The following is a 20,251-nucleotide window of genomic DNA, read 5'->3' as shown; positions in this document are numbered from 1 at the left end:
TATGCAAAAATTAATCCCACACTTGTCAATAAGAATTTTACAACAGTTTTTTGTTGTCTTCGCTATCATGTTCTGTTTGCATGGCTATGCTCAAGAACATCCTAATCTTATTTTAACAAAAAAAGGAGTAACCGATATTCGAAAACACTTAGGGCAAATCCCTATTTTTGATCAAACATTAGCTGCCACCAAAAAAGAAGTTGATGCAGAAATCGCTTCAGGTATTCACGTCCCTATTCCCAAAGACATGGCAGGGGGTTATACTCATGACAGGCATAAAAAAAATTGGTTAATACTCCAAAAAGCAGGTATCCTTTATCAGCTTCTTGAAGATGAAAAATACGCTATTTACGTACATGATGTCCTTAAAGCCTATGCAGCAATGTATCCTACACTTCCACTGCACCCTCAGACAAGATCATATGCTCGAGGGAAAATATTTTGGCAATGTTTAAATGACGCTAATTGGTTGGTCTTTGTAAGTCAGGCTTATGATTGCATCTATACATATTTATCAAAACAAGAACGCGAATATTTAGAGAAAAATTTATTCGTACCATATGCAAATTTCCTTTCAGAAGGGAGTCCTCAATTTTTTAATCGCATCCACAACCATAGTACCTGGGGAAATGTAGCCGTTGGTATGATTGGTCTTGTAATGAATAATGAAAAACTAATTAATAATGCTTTATATGGATTAAAGAGTGACAACATTGATCCTAACCAAAAAGATAACGACGGTGGTTTTATTAAAGCTAAAGGTCAAAAAACAGGGTTTTTAGCAAATTTAGATGAACCTTTTTCTCCAGATGGATATTACACAGAAGGTCCCTATTATCAACGTTATGCCATGTATCCTTTTATGGTATTTGCAGAAGCATTACAAAATGTAAAGCCAGAATTAAAAATTTTCGAATATAAAGATGGTGTATTAATAAAAGCAGTGTATGCATTACTAAATTTAACCAAAACCAATGGTGAATTCTTCCCACTAAATGATGGTCAAAAAGGAATGTCATATTATTCTAGAGAGCTAGTATCCGCAGTAGATATTGCATATCATTTTGGCGGAAACGATGCCTCATTATTAAGTATTGCTAAAAAACAAAACAAAGTTCAATTAGATGACACTGGTCTTGCTGTTGCTTTAGGAATCCAACAAGGAAAAACGACTGAGTTTATAAAAAAATCAATAGAACTCAGAGATGGTTCTGATGGCTCAGAAGGTAGTGTGGGGATTTTACGCTCAAAGGATCAACATTTAGAATTACTCATGAAATATACTGCGCAAGGTCTAAGTCATGGTCATTATGACAAATTATCTTTTTCCTATTACAACAAGGACACAGAAATATTTCAGGATTATGGTCTGGCAAGGTTTGTAAATATTGAACAAAAAAATGGAGGAGGATATCTTAAGGAAAATAAAACATGGGCTAAGCAAACTATTGCTCATAATACTATTATTCAAGATGAAACATCTCACTTTGGAGGTAAATTTGAAATAGGCAGTAAACATCATTCAGAAAAGTATCTTTTTGATAGTTCAAATCCAAAATTACAAGTGGTAAGTGCAAAAGATCAAAACGCCTATCCAGGTACAAAATTACATAGGACTATGATTATGCTGGAGGATGAAGATTTTGAAAAGCCAATACTCATTGATGTTATGCAGTTTGACTCTAACACAATACATCAATTTGATCTACCCTTTTACTACAATGGACAAATTATAGATACAAATTTTGAATATATCACCCCAAGTAGCCTTGAGGTATTGGGAAGTAAAAATGGATATCAACATTTATGGTTAGAAGGAAAAAAAGAATTTCAAAATGATGAAACCACTCAAGTCACCTGGTTATCAAAAAACACATTTTATACATTATCCACTATAACCAAGGCAAAAGATGAATTTTTATTTGTCAGAATTGGTGCCAATGATCCTAAATTTAATTTACGTAGAGACCCTTCTTTTATTGTAAGAAAACCTAAAACTAAAAACGGAGCTTTTATTAGTGTTATCGAAACGCATGGTCTATATGACCCTGTTACTGAAATAGCAAATAATGCATATAGTAATATTAAAGGAATTACTAAGTTTTCAATTCAAAATGAAAAATACATAGCCTGGGCGATCATTACCAAAAAAGGGAACACACACACCTTTATTTTATGCACTTCTGACACAAATAAAAAGAGCACACATAATTTGAGTCTAAATGGTAAAACCTATACATGGTCTGGCCCCTACTCATATACTAAAGAAAATTAATTTTTACATCTTAATAATTATCAAATGAAAAGTTTTGGATCAAGCAAAGAATTTATCATCGGAAAAGAAATTGAATGGGAAACTGTTGGTGAAGGAGTACAACGCCAAATTATGGGATATGACGACAAGATTATGCTAGTCAATGTAAAATTTGACAAAGGAGGAATTGGTGTTATGCATAAACATTATCATTCTCAAGTTACTTATGTAAAGAGTGGAGAGTTTGAAGTTACCATTGGTAACGAAACCAAAATATTAAAAAGTGGGGATTCTTTTTATATACCTCCAAATGTAATGCACGGTGCGATTTGTTTAGAATCTGGTTTCCTTATTGATGTATTTAGTCCTATACGAGAAGATTTTATGGAGTAAGTGTTATTATTAAATTCATATTTATCACTTCAAAAAGAGAATATCTCAACCATTTTATATGTCAAATAAAGAATCTCAAAAATTTTAACATTAAATATTGTAATAATTTTTTGTTTAACATTAAAATAACATATATTTGGTAAACCAAATTGGTTTTCCAGTTTGGTTTACCAAAAAAAACATCAAATCTTTTACTCATTTTCAAATCACAAACAACATGAAACTAATTGATTACTAGAAAACAAAAAAAGGACAGGTGCACACCTATCCTTTTAGAAATTACTTCTTTCGGAGGGAAGTAATACTTAACACGCATGCACTTTATAGATCACATGCTTAACAAAAATACGAAATTTCGTTTACACTGTTATGATATGTGATTAATTAAAAGGGAGAATAAGAAATACTCATTTATTCTTCATTAGGATATCTACATAAGATATCAAACTAAATTGTAAGGAACATAACATAATCAAAATGAATTTTAAAGGTAAATTAGTATTTATTATCCTGATTGTTTTTCAAATTTCTTTGTTTGCACAGGATGGTAATTATACCGTTACAGGAACAGTCACAGATTTAAAAGTACAAACTCCTCTACCTGGGGTAAATATTATTATCAAAGGGACACAAAAAGGAGTTTCAACTGATTTTGATGGTAAATACTCAATCAAAGTCAAAGAAGGAGATATTCTCGAATTCTTATATGTAGGCTTTAAAACAAAAAGTGTCGTAATAACTGGACAAACAGTTATAGATATTCAATTAGACGAAGATGCTGCAGAGCTAGAGCAAGTTGTAGTAATTGGATATGGTACCCAGAAGAAATCTTTACTAACCGGAGCAATTTCAAAAGTTGTTAATGAAGATTTGGATCAAATAGCGGTATCCAGGGTAGATGAAGCCTTAATTGGTCAAGTTTCTGGGGTAAACATCAGAAATTCTGAGGGTGAAGCTGGTTCTGCACCCACAATTCGTATACGTGGTATTGGATCAATATCTTCAAATAACGGACCTTTAGTCGTAGTTGATGGTGCTGTTGTTGATTCTGATTTTTTAACCAACATTGATATGAACAACGTAGAATCTTTTGAAGTATTAAAAGATGCTGCGTCTGCTGCCATTTTTGGTTCTAGAGGTTCTAATGGTGTAATTCAAATTACAACCAAACAAGGTAAAGAGGGTAAAGCAAAATTTACGTATAATACCTTTACAGGAATTAAGAAAGGTCGACGAAGTGATGCATATGACATTGATTTTGAAGGCGAACTGGAGCGAGAGAGGCAAATAACAGGTGGACTTTCTTTAGGAAGTCAATTCAGACAATTGATAAATGCCGAAAACGACTGGCAAGACATCGTTATAGATGGAGGTATAATCCAAAGTCATAGTTTTAGCATAAGAGGAGGTACTAAAAAAACAAAATACAATGTTAACTTAAGTTATGTTTCTGATGATGGTGTATTGTTAACAGATAGTTTTGAAAGATACCAAGCACAACTTAAGCTTAGTACAGAAGTAACCGATAAACTAAAAATAGGAGCGAGTTTCTCTCCTTCTTACTCAAAACGAAGACGATTTAGTGCAACTGGTGTTTACGATGTTATAAGACAACCTTCTTGGGTACCTACTCGTTTGGATGAGAGTAACATCGGTTTTGTGAATCGTGTTAGAGATGGAGGTAGATATGCTGATGCACAGATTGGAGACTATGCATTACAAAGAATGTTTGACGATTTCGAATACCCTACTGGAGCAACAAGTATTTTTGATAGTGCTGGTAATTTTCAAGGAGTCCCTGTGGGTAGTGGTGTAGATATTAGTAATACAAGTAATACCAATCCATTGGCAAAATTACTTGAACGTGAACGTTTTGAAAATAGGTATAATTTTTATGGTAACCTATACGCAGATTATAAATTCACAGATGACTTAAGTTTTAAATCAACATTCACTGCTACTTATGAAAACAGAATAAGCACAGACTACCGCGGTGTTAATTCATCAAGAAATGGTGCTGCCGCAGCAAACTCCTCATATGATACACGTAGCAGATATGCTTTAATTTCTGATAATATAATAAGCTATAACAAAACAATAGGAAAACATGCGATCAATGCGATTGCTGGTGTTTCTTTAGAAAATAGATTTTTTGAAGAGTCTCAAATAGAGACCAGTGGATTTACTTCAGATTTGATCCCAAATGTTGGTGGAGGTTCTATTATTAATGATGCAACTGCATTTGAATATGAAAACTTTTTAAATGGTTTCTTAGCCAGAGTTATTTATTCTTATGACGATAAATATTTGTTTAACGCCAGTATTAGACGAGATGGTAGTTCTGTTTTTGGACGAGACGTAAAATACGGTAACTTCCCCGCAGTATCCGCTGGTTGGGTGGTTTCAAACGAACAATTCATGGATAATGCAGACTGGGTTAATCAACTTAAATTCAGAGTTAGTTATGGTATTACAGGTACTAATGCCCTTGATACCGGTTCTTTCTTAACCGACAACTACCCTTCTCTAGCCTTATTAGAAGGATCTAGTGCTGTTGTTGATGGTACTATAACCAATGGCTTCAATCCAGCTAATATTCCTAACGCTTTATTACAATGGGAACAATCAGAAGAAATTAATCCAGGGGTTGACTTTGGTTTCTTTAACAATGCAATTTCTGGTTCATTTGATTACTATAAAAGAACCAGTGATGAATTACTTTTGGATAATCCAGTAGCTGGAACCACAGGGTTTACTTCTGCACTTGTGAATCTTGGTACCGTTGAAAATGAAGGATTTGAAGTAGAATTACGTGCACGATTAGTTAGTACAGAAAAATTCAGATGGGATGCGACCGTAATAGGTTCATTTAATGAAAATACTTTGGTTGATTTTGGTGATTCAAACGGTCAAGTAGTGAATACTAATGACGGTAGTAGATTAGTTGAATGGATCAACTTAGTAGGTCAGCCTATTTCATCTTTTTATGGTTATGTATATGATAGGGATATTGATTTTGAATTTCTAAACGATCCTTTTAGACAAGTAGGTAACAGAACTCAATTCGCTTATGCAAAAGATTTGAACGGTGATGGTTTAATAGACGAAGATGATAAAACTATTTTAGGTGATCCTTATCCAGATGTGGTTTGGAGTCTTAGCAACAATTTTAGATATGGAAATATGGATTTTAGTTTCTTATTTCAAGGTAGTCATGGAGCCAAGACTTATAACTTAGGAGATCAATATGTTTTTGACTTTTTTAATAGTAATACTGTAGATTTTGATAGAGCTAGCACACCTGATCAAGAGTTTTTGGTGCAGCGTATATTTACAGACCAATTGGTGCAGAATGCAGGTTATCTAGCTTTGCGTACGGTAAGTTTGGGATACAATTTTCCTAAAGATGTTACTTCTAAATTGAATTTGACCAGTCTTAGATTGTATGCTACCGGTCAAAACCTATTATTCATCACAGCTGATGATTATACAGGTTGGAACCCAGAACATGTGCGTGAATTAACGCCTTTAACCTTTGGTTATCAAAGAGGTGGTACGCCAATACAACAAACAATAACCTTAGGAGTAAATGTTGAATTTTAACATACCAAAAACAAAAGTTATGAAACTAACAAAAATATATTCATTGTTTTGCCTGACCCTTTTATTTTGGTCATGCGATTTAGATCCAGTGCCAACTTCCGCTGGTATTGTTGATGAGTTTTTTAGAAATGATGACGAAATAACGGCGGGGATCATAAATATCTATGATGCTTTGCAAGGAAGCAACCCTCTCGAAGGTGACGGTGGTTTTAACAACCCACATTTAGCTATTCAAATAGAATATCAAATGGCTGAGACCTTAAGCGATAATTCAAGAACGAAAAGTGGATCCCCGCAAGGTTTCGATTTTGAAACCTTTACGGTTACTCCACAAACAGCAGCAGTAACTACATATTACCGAAGTATGTACAGAATTATCTTTTCTGCTAATGTCGTTTTGGAGAACCTAGAAAACGCCTCCAGTGAAAACGCAAACAGGTTTGAAGCAGAAGCACGTTTTTTAAGAGCTTATGCTTATTTTAATTTGGTACGTTTTTATGGTGATGTTCCCTTAGTTGACAGAGTCCTTGAATCTGCTGTGGCAGAAGATATAGAAACTTCTTTTACCAGGGTTGATGAAAATCTAATTTATGATTTAATTATCAGTGATCTTCAGTTTGCTGTAGACAGTGATTTGGATAATAGCTTTAGGACAAGAGCATCAAAGGCTGCAGCTCAAACCTTTCTTGCCAAAGTATATCTTACCTTAGGAACTAATTATTTAGAAGCGCAACGCTTGTTGGAAGCTGTAATTGATAGCGGTGACTATAGTCTTGAACCTAATTTCCTTGATATTTTTTATACCGAAGCTAATGAGGAGACAATATTTTCAATTGGTTTTGATGATACTATAGTTGATGATAGTCAAGGTTTTTCTGCAGAATTTTTAGACGCTGTAGGTCGTGGTACAGGTTCAAATTATGCAACAGCTGAACTCGTAGCAGCTTTCAGTACTTTTGGAGGTAATAGAGGGCAATTTACTTTTAGAGAAGATCCAGGAAATCCAGGTTTATTCCAAACAGTAAAATACTTACCAATAGCTGACGCAGATGTAGGTGTAACATCCGCCCCTGCTAATCCAAGAATCGCTGGTAATGACTGGATTGTCACACGATATGCAGATGTATTGTTACTGCATGTTGAAGCTATTCTTGCAGGTGGTCAAGAAACTAGTGCTCCTGCAGCAATTACATCTTTTCAAGCGGTTAGAGAAAGAGCAGGCATAACTGATCCTATCACAAGTATAACCAAGCAAGCATTGATGGACGAAAGACGTGTAGAATTAGCTTTTGAAAATCATCGTTTTTTAGACTTAAAACGTTTTAAAGTAGCGCAAGAAGTCTTATCTGCCTTTTCAGAAGCAAACAGTTTTGACTTTCAAGCTACTGATTTATTGTTACCTATTCCGGGTGCAGAAATTGCTATTAGCCAAGGGGTATTAACACAAAACGATGGGTATTAAAAAATTAAACATAACGTTATGAGAAAAATAGTTTTAAACAACGGATTGATATCAAAAACTAGTATGGCTATGCTTTTAGTTTTTGTAACGGTATTTGTCTCTTGTGATTTTATAGACGAATTACCAGAGGAAAACTCTATTGCAGATGAGACACCACCAAATGCATTCTTTACCTTTACAAATGGTGTAGAAATTGAAACCTTTACACAAGTTACTTTTGCAAACCAATCAAATAATGCAACCAGTTATAACTGGGATTTGGGAGATGGAAATACTTCGACTGAAATAGATCCGCAGAATACCTATCCAGGAGAAGGTTCTTACACAGTTACATTAACTGTTACAGATGCATTAAATCAAACTTCTACCTATTCAGAAACAATAGAATTAATTGAACCCGATGTGCCAGCTGTTCCAGATCCAGTATTATTAAATGCTGATTTTGACAGGCTTCCTAAATCTTCAGGTTCTGATTGTACTTGTTCTGGATGGATCAATACAAGCATTGGAGAACAAGGTGAATCCAGCAGCGGTAATGGTTCTGATGTTATCAAGTTTGATAACGCTGAACCTGACCACGCATATCAAGAGTTTGCGGTTACTCCAAATGCCGATTACAGAATTGAAATCCCTTTACGTTTCGAATCAGATCAAGCCGGAAGTTTACCAAGTCAGTTAGAAATAAGAGTTTTGGCAGGAGAAGGTTATGTAAGTAGTTACACACCTACTTACTTCACAGATACCGCCGCAATTCCACAAAATGGTTTTGGATACACGTCTGTAGCTCAAATTGAAGACGCTGATAATAATTTATTAATTGAGGTTATAGATAATCCTAATGATTCTGACTACCGTATTTTTGCTTTCACCTTTAATTCTGGAGCCAATGACAGTGTTGCCCTCTTCATAAGAGGTATTGGTAATTCTGGACCAGAAGATCCTGCCGATTTTGCTATGTATGGATATTCTAGTGGAGATGAAGAAATACGAGTTGATTCTGTTACTATTACAGCTGTTAATTAATTTGTAAAATGAAAAACATTCAAAAAAACATATTACCTTTTTTAGTAATAGTATTTCTATCTGTTAATGCTACTTGTCAATCTCAGACAAGTAGTATTACAGATTCGAATGTTAAAAAAGAAAAAAAGAAAAAACGCAAAAAGAAATACAAACTCCCAAAGATTGATTTAAGTCACTGGAAAGTGACTTTACCTGTTGGAAAACCAGATGAAGTAAGTCCCCCAGAAATATTAGATTATGCAAATAATGACGTCCTTAAAAAGTATATGTATAATGACTCTACTAGTGGAGCCTTAGTTTTCTACGCTTTTCCAGGATCTCAAACCGCAAATACTAAATATTCCAGATCAGAATTACGTGAACAAATGGTGCCTGGAGATAATAGTGTAAACTGGACATTCGAACAAGGAGGAAAAATGCGAGGGCGATTAAAAATGGGGGAAATCTCCCGAGACAAAAACGGAAAATATCATAAAACCATAATCATGCAGATTCATGGTAGACTAACCAATGAACAACGTGATTTAATCGGTCAAAAAGATAATAACGCTCCTCCAATATTAAAAATATATTGGAAAAATGGAAAAGTTAGAGTTAAAACCAAAGTATTAAAAAATCCAAATGCATCAAATACAGAAATTCTAAGAACTGATGCCTGGACAGATGATAAAGGATATACTTTTAAGGAAGAAGTAGGATTTAAAAAATTCACATTAGAAGTAAAAGTTACAAAAGGAAAAATGGTCATCTCGTTAAACGACAACGAATTTGCCGTTTATAAAGATATAAATATCAAGAGATGGGGCGTTTTTGAAAACTATTTTAAAGCCGGAAACTATTTAGGCACTAAAGACAAAAATGGTTTTGCAAAAGTGATGTATTATGAATTAAATGTTAGCCACTAAATCATGAATAAGAAAAAAAACATATCAAAGTACTTCCCAAAAAAATTGATAATTAATAAAATCTGGAGTATACAATTATTATTAGGATTATTTCTTTTAATATCTAATACTAGTTGCCAAAAAGATAATTCAGACACAGAAACCCCTCAAAATGAGACTATAAGTACTGATGAGAATGATAATACAGATCAAAATAATCCAGTCTCTGATAATTTCAAATTACCAGAAATTGATTTGAATCACTGGAAAGTTACCTTGCCTATAGGAAATCCAACTGAAGTAAAACCACCAGCTATTTTAGCATATGCGACCAATGAAACATTAAAACCTTTTATTTATAATGACTCTATAGATGGATCTTTAGTTTTTTATACATATCCAAGTTCATCTACCGCAAATTCTTCTTATTCAAGAACAGAATTAAGAGAACAAATGGTTCCCGGAAGCAATAACACAAATTGGACATTTGCTCAAGGAGGACGAATGAAAGGTACTTTGGCAATGAATGAAATCACAAAAGATAATGATGGTAAATACCATAGAGCTATCATTATGCAAATTCATGGTAGACTAACAGATGCGCAAAGAGATTTGATAGGAGAAGATGATAATAACGCCCCTCCTATTCTTAAAATATACTGGAATCAAGGAAAAGTTCGTGTAAAAACAAAAATTCTTAAAGATCAAAATGTCTCTGAGACAGAGATACTAAAAACAGATGCGTGGACAGATGACGAGGGGCATACATTTAAAGAAGAAGTAGGGTTTGAAAAATTCACCCTGGAGGTAAAAGTATCAGAAGGAAGAATGGAAATTATACTTAATGAAAATGAGACTGTGGTATATGATGATATAAATATCCAAAAATGGGGAATTTTTGAAAATTATTTTAAAGCAGGAAATTATTTAATAACCAGAGATGAAGGATCTAATGCAAAAGTTAAATATTATAACCTTGAAGTATTTCATTAAATAATAATAAATACGTGATCCCTATCTATTATAAACCAAAAAAAATAAAAATTTAGATTTGAATTAGTATTGTTTTAGGATTTTGTTAGCCCTATATTGTATAGGGTTGACAGACTCCAGTAGTACCAAAAAAGACTATTCTAAATAATTAATTCATGTCTCTTTGATATATTTTTATTATACCGAATAATTTCATAAATTTGGCAAACCAATCTGGTTAACCAATTTTATCTAATACACATTTTAACTATGAAATTAGAAATACTAACAAAGAATGAGAACGAGGAAATCCAAAAGAAAATCATTTCTGATATAAGGGATTTGATTAATCATAAAAATTTGGAACCTGGAGATAAATTACCTTCAGAAAGAACCTTATCTGAAAAATTTGAAGTTAGTAGAAGTAACATTCGAGAAGCGATTCAAAAGTTAGAATTTTATGGTTTATTAAAATCTATACCACAAAGTGGAACTTTTGTCGCTAATATTGGAGTTATTGCCATGAATGGTATGATCGAAGATATTCTAAGATTAGATGATCCAGAATTTAAATCCTTAGTTGAAACACGTATTTTATTGGAATTAAAAACAGCAAGGTTGGCGGCTATCCGAAGAACAGATGATGACTTAAAGCTCTTAAAAGAAGCATTAGATGCATATTCTAATAAAGTACTCAAAGGCGAAGATGCTGTTCAGGAAGATTTATTATTTCACTTAGCAATTGCTCGAGCAAGTAGAAATAGTACCATGAATACTTTTATGTTAATCATTACTCCAGAGATCATTACCAATTTTGAAAAGTATCATGTATGTGATACAAATCAGGCTTTTTCAGGAATTCAAGAACACACAGATATTTATGAAGCTATTAAAAACCAAGATCCAAAATTAGCTAAAGAAAACATGAAAAAACACTTTAAGATATTATACCAATATTGTTATAATCTCAAAGACTAAATTTAAAATTAAGAACACAGAAGATAAAAGTGCACAATTTTATCTTCTTATAAAAATATTAGGAGGGAATCTTACTTAAACCATTTTACTACAAGTTTTTATAAGTACATAATATACTTACACCACTTCAAGATTTTGATGACTTTCAGTAAATGAAATGAGGATTAGTTTGCATTAATGTTTTTTAATAACTGCGTGTATCTAATACTAATTATTAAGATTCTCTTGAATTAAAAAAAACAATATGAAATTAAAAGGATTACGCTGGTGGGTTATAGGGTTAATAGCTTTAGCGACCGTTATCAATTATATTGACAGGCAATCATTAAATGTTCTTTGGCCACAAATATCAGAAGAATTATATCCAGATAAATCTATGGATGAACGAAAAGATATCTTTGGTTGGATATCATCAATTTTCTTATTCTCTTATGCTTTTGGTCAAGCAATTTTTGGAAAGATTTTCGATAAAATAGGTACACGTCTAGGATTTGCATTTTCAATAGGGTTTTGGTCTATAGCAACCGCATTACATGCTTTAGCAAAAGGTTTTCTTAGTTTTTCGATCTTTAGATCCATATTAGGTGTCGCTGAAGCTGGAAACTGGCCAGGCGCTGCTAAAGGAAATGCAGAATGGTTTCCATCCAAAGAACGCGCCTTTGCTCAAGGTATTTTTAACTCAGGTGCCGCTATCGGGGGTATCATTTCGATTCCTGCAATTGCTTTTATGACGATTCATTTTAGTTGGCAAATGATATTCATTATCGTTGGAATTATAGGACTACTATGGTTAGTTCCATGGATGCTAATAATGAAAGCACCACCAGAAAAACATCCATGGCTTACAGAAAAAGAACGAAAATATATTCTTGATAAATCAGAAAATATTGATCAAAATCAAGACGAAAATAAAAATGATGACTATAATCCCGTTACTGGCAAAATGTTATCTCATAAAGAGAGTTGGGGCGTAATGATAGCTTCTGCTGCAATTGACCCTATTTGGTGGCTATTTGTTTTTTGGATTCCAACATACCTTGTAGAAGTATATAATATGGATGTAAAGTCAATAGGAATTTATGGATGGGTTCCTTATGTCGGTGCAATGATTGGTGCATGGTTTGGAGGACTTCTAGCACAGAATCGTATTAAAGCAGGTTGGAATATTAATAAAACCAGAAAGTTTGTTATCACGCTGGGTTGTCTAATTATGTTGCCTTGTTTCTGGTTACTATCTGACCCTGGAAGCCCTGTTAATGCGGTACTCATTATGGCAGTTATTCTTTTTGGATTTCAAACAGCCATTGGAAACATTCAAACATTACCAAGTGACTTATTTGGTAAAAAGACAGTTGGAACCCTAGCTGGTTTATCTGGAATGTCAGCAAAATTTGCTGGTGTAGGTCTTACTGCATTAGTATCCACTTTAACAATGGGAGGAAATTACACCCCTGCATTTATAGTTGGAGCTGTTTTGACCTTAATAGTATTAGCGAGTGTATGGATCTTATGCCCTAAAATCGAACCATTAAAAGCAAAAAAATAAAACCAATTAGAAAAGTAATCAATTAAACAATAAACTTAAAAAAAAATGAAATTAAAAGGAAAAGTTGCTATAGTAACAGGAGCTACCGGTGGTATCGGTTACGAAGTTGCAAAAAGATTAGGTAATGATGGATGTACTGTAATTTTAAACGGTATAGAGGATGATAAAGGAGCTCAAAGAATAGAAGAACTTACTGCTCTTGGAATAACTGCAGAGTACTATGGATTTGATGTTACAAACGAAGATCTTGTAACTTCAAACATAAATGCAATTGGAGAAAAATATGGTAAAATTGATATCCTGGTAAATAATGCTGGTGGATTAGGCGGACGATCAAGATTTGAAGGAATGACAACAGAATTTTATCGGTCTGTAATGGCGTTAAACCTTGACTCAACATTTTTTGCCTCAAGAGCTGCTATTCCATTCCTTAAAAAAGGAGAAAATGCCTCTATCATTAACTACACATCAAATGCAGGATGGACTGCTGGAGGACCTGGAGCAGGAATTTATGGTACATCTAAAGCCGCAGTTAATGCAATAACCAGAGCTTTAGCAAAAGATCTGGCAGAGTATGGCATTAGAGTAAATGCAGTATCTCCTGGTACAATTGATACCCCATTCCATAAACAAATTAAATCAACAAAGCCTGAAGTTTTTGCATCGTGGAAAAACAATATTTTATTGGGAAGATTAGGTCAACCAGAAGATGTAGCTTCTGTTGTTTCTTTCTTAGCAAGTGATGATGCTGCTTTTATAACAGCTGAAACTATTCAAATTGGTGGAGGACAAGCGTTAGGAATTTAAATAATAGCATATTTAGCTAGCTATTATTTATCTTTATTAAAAGGAAATCGTACGATCATAAATAGAAACGTAAGTTTTTGGCAAATTTCCACTATTAACGACCTAAATTAATTTAACAATGAATAAAGTAGTAACCTTTGGAGAAGTTTTAATGCGTATAGCTCCTTTGGGAAATAAAAAATTAAAACAAACCAACCAACTAGAGTACTACTTTGGAGGTACAGAAGCGAATGTAGCTATATCGCTTTCACAATTAGGAAATCAGACACAACACGTGAGTGTTGTGTCTGATGATTTTATTGGTGATGCTGCAAAAGGTTTTTTACAAAAATTTGGAGTTAATACACACTCAATATACAGCTCTCAACACCCACTAGGATTATATTTCCTTGAGGTAGGAGCCGTTATGAGATCTAGTACTATTACATACAATAGAACACATTCTGCGTTTTCTAATATAGATCCCAAACAAATAGATTGGCACAAAGTTTTAGAAGATTGTCAATGGTTTCATTGGACAGGAATCACTCCTGCCCTATCTCTTAACGCGTATCAGGTGTTAAAGGATGGGTTAACCATTGCAAGCCAAAAAGGAATTCCTATTTCTGCAGATCCAGCATATAGAAGCGATTTATGGAACTACGGAAAAGATGCTAGAGAAGTATTAAATGAGTTGGTAAAATTATCTACTATATTTATAGGAGGACCTAATGAAATTAATGAATTATTAGATACAAAATTTTTGTATAAAAATGATGATTTTATAAAAGGTAGTAAACAACTAATTGAAAAACATCCTAACATTAAAAAAGTATTTGATAAAACCAGAAATTCAATAAACGCAAATTGGCATAAAATCCAAGCTAGAATGTGGAACGGTTCAGAGTTTTTAGAAACAAATGAACTAGAAATTACCCATGTTATAGATAGAATCGGAACAGGAGATGCCTATGCTGCAGGATTGATTCATGGTCTATTGCATTATGATGATACAAAGGCATTACAATTTGCAAACGCTGCTTGCGCAATTAAACATACAATAGAAGGCGATGCAAATTTGGCAACTGAGCGAGAAATTATAAATATTATTGAAGGTAATCTTTCTGGAAGAATTATAAGATAATGGCACAATATACAAGAATAGAAGTTGCAAAAGTGATGAAAGACACAGGGATTGTTCCCTTATTTTATCATTCAGATATAGAAATCGTAAAAAAAGTAATAAAATCCTGTTATGATGGTGGTGCAAGGGTATTTGAATTTACAAATAGAGGAGATCATGCTCAGGATATATTTTCTGATGTTTCTAAATGGGTATTTAAGGAACTTCCTGGTATGATTCTGGGTATTGGATCTATAGTGGATTCTGGCACAGCTTCTCTATTTATTCAGAAAGGGGCTAATTTTATAGTTTCTCCTATTCTTAATGCAGATATAGCAAAAGTATGTAACCGCCGAAAAATAGCCTGGTTACCTGGGTGTGGAACCCTCTCTGAAATTAATTATGCAGAAGAATTAGGAGCTGAGATTGTCAAAATCTTTCCTGCAGCACAAATAGGTGGTCCAGATTTTATCAAAAGTATTAAAGCGCCTTGTCCATGGTCTAGTATCATGCCTAGTGGCGGAGTTACACCAGAAAAAGAAAATCTATCCAACTGGTTTAAAGCAGGAGCACATTGTGTAGGTATGGGTTCTAAACTTATAACTAAAGATGCACATGGTGTTTTTGACTATGATCAAATCACTAAACTCACTGCCAAATCTATAACGATTGTAAAAGATTTGAGAAATCAGAATCTATAACTTTTGAGTATCTTTTAATACAAATAGAAAAAGACGATCTTTTCAGATCGTCTTTTTTAATACTATAAATGAATTGAATTAGTTTCCTCCAAAAGTAAATAATAGGCCAAGATTTATTGTAAAATCACTAACAGATTGTTCAAAGTTTCCTTCTCCTGTTTTACCTGCATTCAAATACGCAACATTCATATTAAGAACGCCATATTTAAAACCAATTGCAGGGCGAATTGCAAAGTTTGATGTACTTGCCGCTACTTCTACATCTCCTGTATTTCCTGTAGCTTCTACTTCTACTGATCCAATAGAAGTAATACCCAAACCTAAACTTCCATAAGGTCTAAACCCTTCCTTCTTAAAATAATACCGACCGTTTAAAAGATAACTGCTTAATGCAATAGCTCCAAAAGATACATTTTGCCCATTAATAGTTTCATCACCTCCTACTAAGAAGTCACCTTGCGCCAAAATAGATACGTCAATATCTTCGGTAACGCCATATCCTAATTCTAGATGTGCAGAAACCCCTCCATCGGTATAGTCTGCTATATCCCCAGTAGGAAGAGCATATCCAACACCAAAACCAAGTTTAACTTGCGCGTTTGCAGCAGTCATTCCTAATAATGCAACTGCAGCTAATAATAAAAATTTTCTCATAATTGAAATATTAATTAATTTATGTTGAATATCTTACTTACCAACTATCAGACCAAAAACGCATCACTGCAATACAAAACACTTACAAACCCATTTAACTCGATAAAAAACAACACTTTAAAATACTTAATTTTTATATAAATTTATTTCTAGACCGTATTTAAAACAAAAAAGACGACCTTTTCAGATCGTCTTTTTATATTATATATTTGATTGAATTAGTTTCCTCCAAAAGTAAATAAAAGACCAAGGTTTATTGTAAAATCGCTAACCGATTGTTCAAAATCTCCTTCTCCAGTTTTACCTGCGCTCAAATATGCTACATTCATATTAAGAACACCATACTTAAAACCAAGTGCTGGACGAATTGCAAAATTTGATGTACTTTCCGCCGCTTCTACATCTCCGGTAACGCCATTTGCTTCTATTTCTACAGAACCGATAGAAGTAAGACCTAAACCTAAACTACCATAAGGTCTAAATCCTTCTTTTCTAAAATAGTAACGACCATTTAAAAGATAACTACTTAGGGCAATAGCTCCAAAAGATACATTTTGACCATTAATAGTTTGATCACCTCCTACTAAGAAGTCTCCTTGTGCTAAAATAGATACATCAATATCTTCTGTAACACCATATCCCAATTCTAAATGGGCAGAAACCCCGCCATCAGTATAGTCTGCTATATCTCCAGTTGGAAGAGCATAACCAATACCAAAACCAAGCTTAACTTGTGCATTTGTAGCTGTAATTCCTAACAAAGCAATCGCAGCAAAGAGTAAAAATTTTTTCATAATTGATTAAGTTTTATCGTTTAAGTGCACGAATATACCGATAAAAAACACAAATTAACAAATTATTTTGAAAAAAATTAACATAATAACAACAAAAACCTAGAAATCAAGTATTTAACAACATAAGAGACAAGAATTGTTGTTGTTTTAGTGTAACGAAATAAGGTATTAAATAAGAAATTGAAACAAATCTGGTTTATCATTTAGATAATCTCCAAAGAAATTAAGCTCTTTCATTCTGGAGATTAAAGGCTCTAAATCCTTTTTGTCTTTTAATTCTATTCCAACCACAGCAGGGCCATTCTCTCTGCTTGATTTTTTTGAATATTCAAAATGTGTAATATCATCGTTAGGGCCTAATACTTCGCCTACAAATTGTTTTAGAGCACCCGCTCTTTGTGGAAAGCGAACAATAAAATAATGTTTTAAGTCTGCATATAATAGAGCTCTTTCTTTAATTTCGGCTGTACGCGTAATATCATTATTACTTCCACTTACAATACACACGACATTTTTACCCTTAATTTTGTCCTTATAAAACTCCAATGCAGCAAGAGTTAAAGCTCCAGCCGGTTCGACGACTATAGCATCTCTATTATACAGATCTAAGATAGTCTGACATACTAATCCTTCAGGTACTGTATACATATCGGACAAGTATTCTTTACAAATTTCAAAATTAAGATCTCCTACTTTTTGAACAGCGGCTCCATCAATAAATTTATCAATATCAAAAATCTCTGTATTCTTATTGTTTCGTATAGAAGATAACATAGATGGTGCCCCTTTAGGCTCTACTCCGATAATTTTTGTTTTTGGTGATAAAGCTTTCATAGCACCACATAATCCTGATGCCAAACCCCCTCCTCCAATAGCTACAAAAATATAATCTATAGTCACATCTGCTTGCTTAAAAATCTCGAGGCCGATTGTCCCTTGTCCTTCTATTGTTTTAGGATCTTCAAAGGGATGAACAAAAGTTTTCCCTTGAGACTTACAAGCTTCCATAGCAGCTTTAAATGAATCATCAAAAGTATCTCCTTCAAGAACAATTTTTACATAGTCTCCACCAAACATTTCTGTTTGAGCAATTTTTTGTTTTGGAGTTACCGAAGGCATATATATGGTACCTTCGATTCCCAAATGATTACATGCAAATGCAACTCCCTGAGCATGATTACCCGCACTAGCACATACCACTCCTTTTTCTAACTCTTCTTTGGTAAGTGAACTAATCTTATTAAAAGCTCCTCTAATTTTATAAGATCGAACTCTCTGGAGATCTTCTCTCTTTAATAAAACATTAGCTTCATATCTACGAGAATAACGAATACTATCCATTAGTGGAGTGACCATGGCTACTTCTTTGATTATAGAAGCTGCTTTCTGGATATCTTCTAATTCAGGAAAATATGTAGTAATGACAGAGTTCATACTTATAGGTTATTATTCATTAAAACTTTGTTAGCCTGGATCCATCGAAGGTTACACAATACACATCTCAAAACTTCAACAGACCCGGCCGAACAAAATTTAGTGAATTAGACTATCGGTTTCATTGCGGTCATAGACGCTCTAAGTCTAGCTCCAACAACTTCGATAGGGTGATTACGTAATGCCGCATTTACTTCTATTAACTTAGCATTATCTACACCATTATTTCTTCCTTCATCGTATTTTTTTCCGATTACATCGGTATCGATTTTCTTCATAAAATCGGTAAGTAATGGTTTACATGCATGATCAAAAAGATAACATCCATACTCTGCAGTATCAGAAATAACACGGTTCATTTCAAATAACTTTTTACGTGCAATAGTATTGGCAATAAGCGGAGTCTCATGTAAAGATTCATAGTATGCTGATTCTGCTATGATTCCAGAATCTGTCATAGCTTCAAAAGCCAACTCAACACCTGCTCTTACAAAAGCAACCATTAACACACCGTTATCATAGAATTCTTGTTCAGAAATCTCTACATCACCAGCAGGAGTTTTTTCGAATGCTGTCTCTCCTGTTGCGGCTCTCCATGATAATAAGTTTTTATCATCATTCGCCCAATCTTCCATCATTGTTTTAGAGAAATGACCAGAAATAATATCATCCATATGTTTTTGAAATAATGGACGCATAATCTCTTTTAATTCCTCAGATAATTCAAAAGCTTTCACTTTTGAAGGATTAGATAATCGATCCATCATATTGGTGATTCCACCGTATTTTAACCCTTCGGTAATGGTTTCCCATCCATATTGAATCAATTTAGAAGCATAACCTGTATCAATTCCTTTTTCTATCATTTTATCAAAACATAAAATTGACCCTGTCTGCAACAATCCACAAAGAATTGTTTGCTCGCCCATGAGGTCAGATTTTACTTCGGCAACAAATGAAGATTCTAATACTCCTGCTCTATCTCCTCCTGTTCCTACAGCGTATGCCTTTGCTTGTTCTAAACCATGTCCCTGAGGGTCATTCTCTGGGTGTACCGCAATTAATGTTGGCACCCCAAAACCTCTTTTATATTCTTCTCTTACTTCTGACCCTGGGCATTTAGGTGCTACCATAATTACAGTAAGATCCTCTCTTACCTGAGTACCTTCTTCTACAATATTAAAACCATGAGAATATGATAAAGTAGCTCCTTGTTTCATTAAAGGCATTACCGCATTTACTACTTGAGTATGCTGCTTATCTGGAGTAAGATTAATAACCACATCTGCATGAGGTACTAATTCTTCATAAGTTCCAACATTAAATCCATTATCAGATGCATTGATAAAAGATTGTCTTTTCTCCTTTATAGCTCCTTCACGAAGTGCATATGAAACATCTAAACCAGAATCTCTCATATTTAGTCCCTGATTAAGACCTTGGGCACCGCATCCAACGATAACCATCTTTTTTCCTTTTAGTGCATCAATTCCTCCTGAAAATTCTTCAGAATTCATGAATCTACATTTTCCTAATTGTGTTAATTGATCTCTTAATGATAGCGTATTAAAATAATTTGCCATTTCCTTCCTAATTTGTGATTTCCGTTCGGAAATTTGATTTAATTTTGATTTATAGTTGTTT

The 20,251-nt window shown here is 33.7% G+C and carries 16 protein-coding genes; 12 read left to right on the top strand and 4 right to left on the bottom strand.

The genetic code is table 11. The features are described 5' to 3' along the window. The first annotated feature begins 1 nt into the window (after nt 1). The 12 genes from DK442_RS14055 (at nt 2) to DK442_RS14000 (ending at nt 15,725) form a co-directional block, all read left to right on the top strand. Complete coding sequence (locus DK442_RS14055) at nt 2–2,275, top strand: heparinase II/III family protein (RefSeq protein ID WP_109436533.1); 2,274 nt, start codon at nt 2–4, stop codon at nt 2,273–2,275. Between the two features lie 24 nt (nt 2,276–2,299). Next, a complete protein-coding gene (locus tag DK442_RS14050) occupies nt 2,300–2,647 on the top strand; it encodes a cupin domain-containing protein (RefSeq protein WP_109436532.1) in 348 nt (115 codons plus the stop codon). Nucleotides 2,648–3,124: 477 nt separating this feature from the next. Then, nucleotides 3,125–6,250, top strand: a complete 3,126-nt coding sequence (locus DK442_RS14045; protein ID WP_109436531.1) for a TonB-dependent receptor — start codon at nt 3,125–3,127, stop codon at nt 6,248–6,250. A gap of 19 nt (nt 6,251–6,269) precedes the next feature. Further along, entirely contained in the window at nt 6,270–7,712 is a 1,443-nt protein-coding gene (locus DK442_RS14040) for a RagB/SusD family nutrient uptake outer membrane protein (RefSeq protein ID WP_109436697.1), read from the top strand. Between the two features lie 18 nt (nt 7,713–7,730). Further along, nucleotides 7,731–8,735 (top strand): PKD domain-containing protein, encoded by a 1,005-nt coding sequence (locus tag DK442_RS14035; RefSeq protein WP_200825113.1) that lies wholly within the window; start codon nt 7,731–7,733, stop codon nt 8,733–8,735. 8 nt (nt 8,736–8,743) lie between these two features. Then, nucleotides 8,744–9,640, top strand: coding sequence for a polysaccharide lyase family 7 protein (locus DK442_RS14030; protein ID WP_109436529.1), 897 nt, complete (start codon nt 8,744–8,746; stop codon nt 9,638–9,640). Between the two features lie 3 nt (nt 9,641–9,643). Next, nucleotides 9,644–10,612 (top strand): polysaccharide lyase family 7 protein, encoded by a 969-nt coding sequence (locus DK442_RS14025; RefSeq protein WP_109436528.1) that lies wholly within the window; start codon nt 9,644–9,646, stop codon nt 10,610–10,612. Nucleotides 10,613–10,861: 249 nt separating this feature from the next. Next, nucleotides 10,862–11,569 (top strand): FadR/GntR family transcriptional regulator, encoded by a 708-nt coding sequence (locus DK442_RS14020; protein WP_109436527.1) that lies wholly within the window; start codon nt 10,862–10,864, stop codon nt 11,567–11,569. A gap of 244 nt (nt 11,570–11,813) precedes the next feature. Next, nucleotides 11,814–13,115: an MFS transporter gene (locus DK442_RS14015; RefSeq protein ID WP_109436526.1), complete on the top strand. Its 1,302-nt coding sequence runs from the start codon at nt 11,814–11,816 to the stop codon at nt 13,113–13,115. 45 nt (nt 13,116–13,160) lie between these two features. Next, on the top strand, nt 13,161–13,922 hold the full coding sequence (locus DK442_RS14010; protein WP_109436525.1) for an SDR family NAD(P)-dependent oxidoreductase: 762 nt from the start codon (nt 13,161–13,163) through the stop codon (nt 13,920–13,922). A gap of 118 nt (nt 13,923–14,040) precedes the next feature. Continuing rightward, entirely contained in the window at nt 14,041–15,045 is a 1,005-nt protein-coding gene (locus tag DK442_RS14005) for a sugar kinase (RefSeq protein WP_109436524.1), read from the top strand. Continuing rightward, entirely contained in the window at nt 15,045–15,725 is a 681-nt protein-coding gene (locus DK442_RS14000) for a bifunctional 4-hydroxy-2-oxoglutarate aldolase/2-dehydro-3-deoxy-phosphogluconate aldolase (protein ID WP_109436523.1), read from the top strand. The genes DK442_RS14005 and DK442_RS14000 overlap by 1 nt, the downstream gene beginning before the upstream one ends. A gap of 78 nt (nt 15,726–15,803) precedes the next feature. On the opposite strand, the gene DK442_RS13995 is transcribed toward DK442_RS14000, so the two are convergent. The 4 genes from DK442_RS13995 to ilvC form a co-directional block, all read right to left on the bottom strand. After that, on the bottom strand, nt 15,804–16,379 hold the full coding sequence (locus DK442_RS13995; RefSeq protein ID WP_109436522.1) for an outer membrane beta-barrel protein: 576 nt from the start codon (nt 16,377–16,379) through the stop codon (nt 15,804–15,806). Nucleotides 16,380–16,597: 218 nt separating this feature from the next. Beyond that, entirely contained in the window at nt 16,598–17,173 is a 576-nt protein-coding gene (locus tag DK442_RS13990) for a hypothetical protein (RefSeq protein WP_109436521.1), read from the bottom strand. Between the two features lie 168 nt (nt 17,174–17,341). Next, nucleotides 17,342–18,607: a threonine ammonia-lyase IlvA gene (gene ilvA, locus DK442_RS13985; protein ID WP_109436520.1), complete on the bottom strand. Its 1,266-nt coding sequence runs from the start codon at nt 18,605–18,607 to the stop codon at nt 17,342–17,344. 107 nt (nt 18,608–18,714) lie between these two features. Next, nucleotides 18,715–20,190, bottom strand: coding sequence for a ketol-acid reductoisomerase (ilvC, locus tag DK442_RS13980; RefSeq protein ID WP_109436519.1), 1,476 nt, complete (start codon nt 20,188–20,190; stop codon nt 18,715–18,717). Between the last annotated feature and the right edge of the window lie 61 nt (nt 20,191–20,251).

It is taken from the genome of Aquimarina sp. AU119 (assembly GCF_900312735.1).
Taxonomy (GTDB): Bacteria; Bacteroidota; Bacteroidia; order Flavobacteriales; family Flavobacteriaceae; genus Aquimarina; species Aquimarina algiphila.
The sequence above is the reverse complement of the archived record's forward strand: the minus strand, read 5'-3'. Positions and strand labels throughout refer to the sequence as shown.

What these genes read in the sequence shown, in the direction of transcription:
- DK442_RS14055 (WP_109436533.1), top strand. Translation starts at nt 2, where the DNA reads ATGCAAAAATTAATCCCACACTTGTCAATAAGAATTTTACAACAGTTT.
- DK442_RS14050 (WP_109436532.1), top strand. Translation starts at nt 2,300, where the DNA reads ATGAAAAGTTTTGGATCAAGCAAAGAATTTATCATCGGAAAAGAAATT.
- DK442_RS14045 (WP_109436531.1), top strand. Translation starts at nt 3,125, where the DNA reads ATGAATTTTAAAGGTAAATTAGTATTTATTATCCTGATTGTTTTTCAA.
- DK442_RS14040 (WP_109436697.1), top strand. Translation starts at nt 6,270, where the DNA reads ATGAAACTAACAAAAATATATTCATTGTTTTGCCTGACCCTTTTATTT.
- DK442_RS14035 (WP_200825113.1), top strand. Translation starts at nt 7,731, where the DNA reads ATGAGAAAAATAGTTTTAAACAACGGATTGATATCAAAAACTAGTATG.
- DK442_RS14030 (WP_109436529.1), top strand. Translation starts at nt 8,744, where the DNA reads ATGAAAAACATTCAAAAAAACATATTACCTTTTTTAGTAATAGTATTT.
- DK442_RS14025 (WP_109436528.1), top strand. Translation starts at nt 9,644, where the DNA reads ATGAATAAGAAAAAAAACATATCAAAGTACTTCCCAAAAAAATTGATA.
- DK442_RS14020 (WP_109436527.1), top strand. Translation starts at nt 10,862, where the DNA reads ATGAAATTAGAAATACTAACAAAGAATGAGAACGAGGAAATCCAAAAG.
- DK442_RS14015 (WP_109436526.1), top strand. Translation starts at nt 11,814, where the DNA reads ATGAAATTAAAAGGATTACGCTGGTGGGTTATAGGGTTAATAGCTTTA.
- DK442_RS14010 (WP_109436525.1), top strand. Translation starts at nt 13,161, where the DNA reads ATGAAATTAAAAGGAAAAGTTGCTATAGTAACAGGAGCTACCGGTGGT.
- DK442_RS14005 (WP_109436524.1), top strand. Translation starts at nt 14,041, where the DNA reads ATGAATAAAGTAGTAACCTTTGGAGAAGTTTTAATGCGTATAGCTCCT.
- DK442_RS14000 (WP_109436523.1), top strand. Translation starts at nt 15,045, where the DNA reads ATGGCACAATATACAAGAATAGAAGTTGCAAAAGTGATGAAAGACACA.
- DK442_RS13995 (WP_109436522.1), bottom strand. Translation starts at nt 16,379, where the DNA reads ATGAGAAAATTTTTATTATTAGCTGCAGTTGCATTATTAGGAATGACT.
- DK442_RS13990 (WP_109436521.1), bottom strand. Translation starts at nt 17,173, where the DNA reads ATGAAAAAATTTTTACTCTTTGCTGCGATTGCTTTGTTAGGAATTACA.
- ilvA (WP_109436520.1), bottom strand. Translation starts at nt 18,607, where the DNA reads ATGAACTCTGTCATTACTACATATTTTCCTGAATTAGAAGATATCCAG.
- ilvC (WP_109436519.1), bottom strand. Translation starts at nt 20,190, where the DNA reads ATGGCAAATTATTTTAATACGCTATCATTAAGAGATCAATTAACACAA.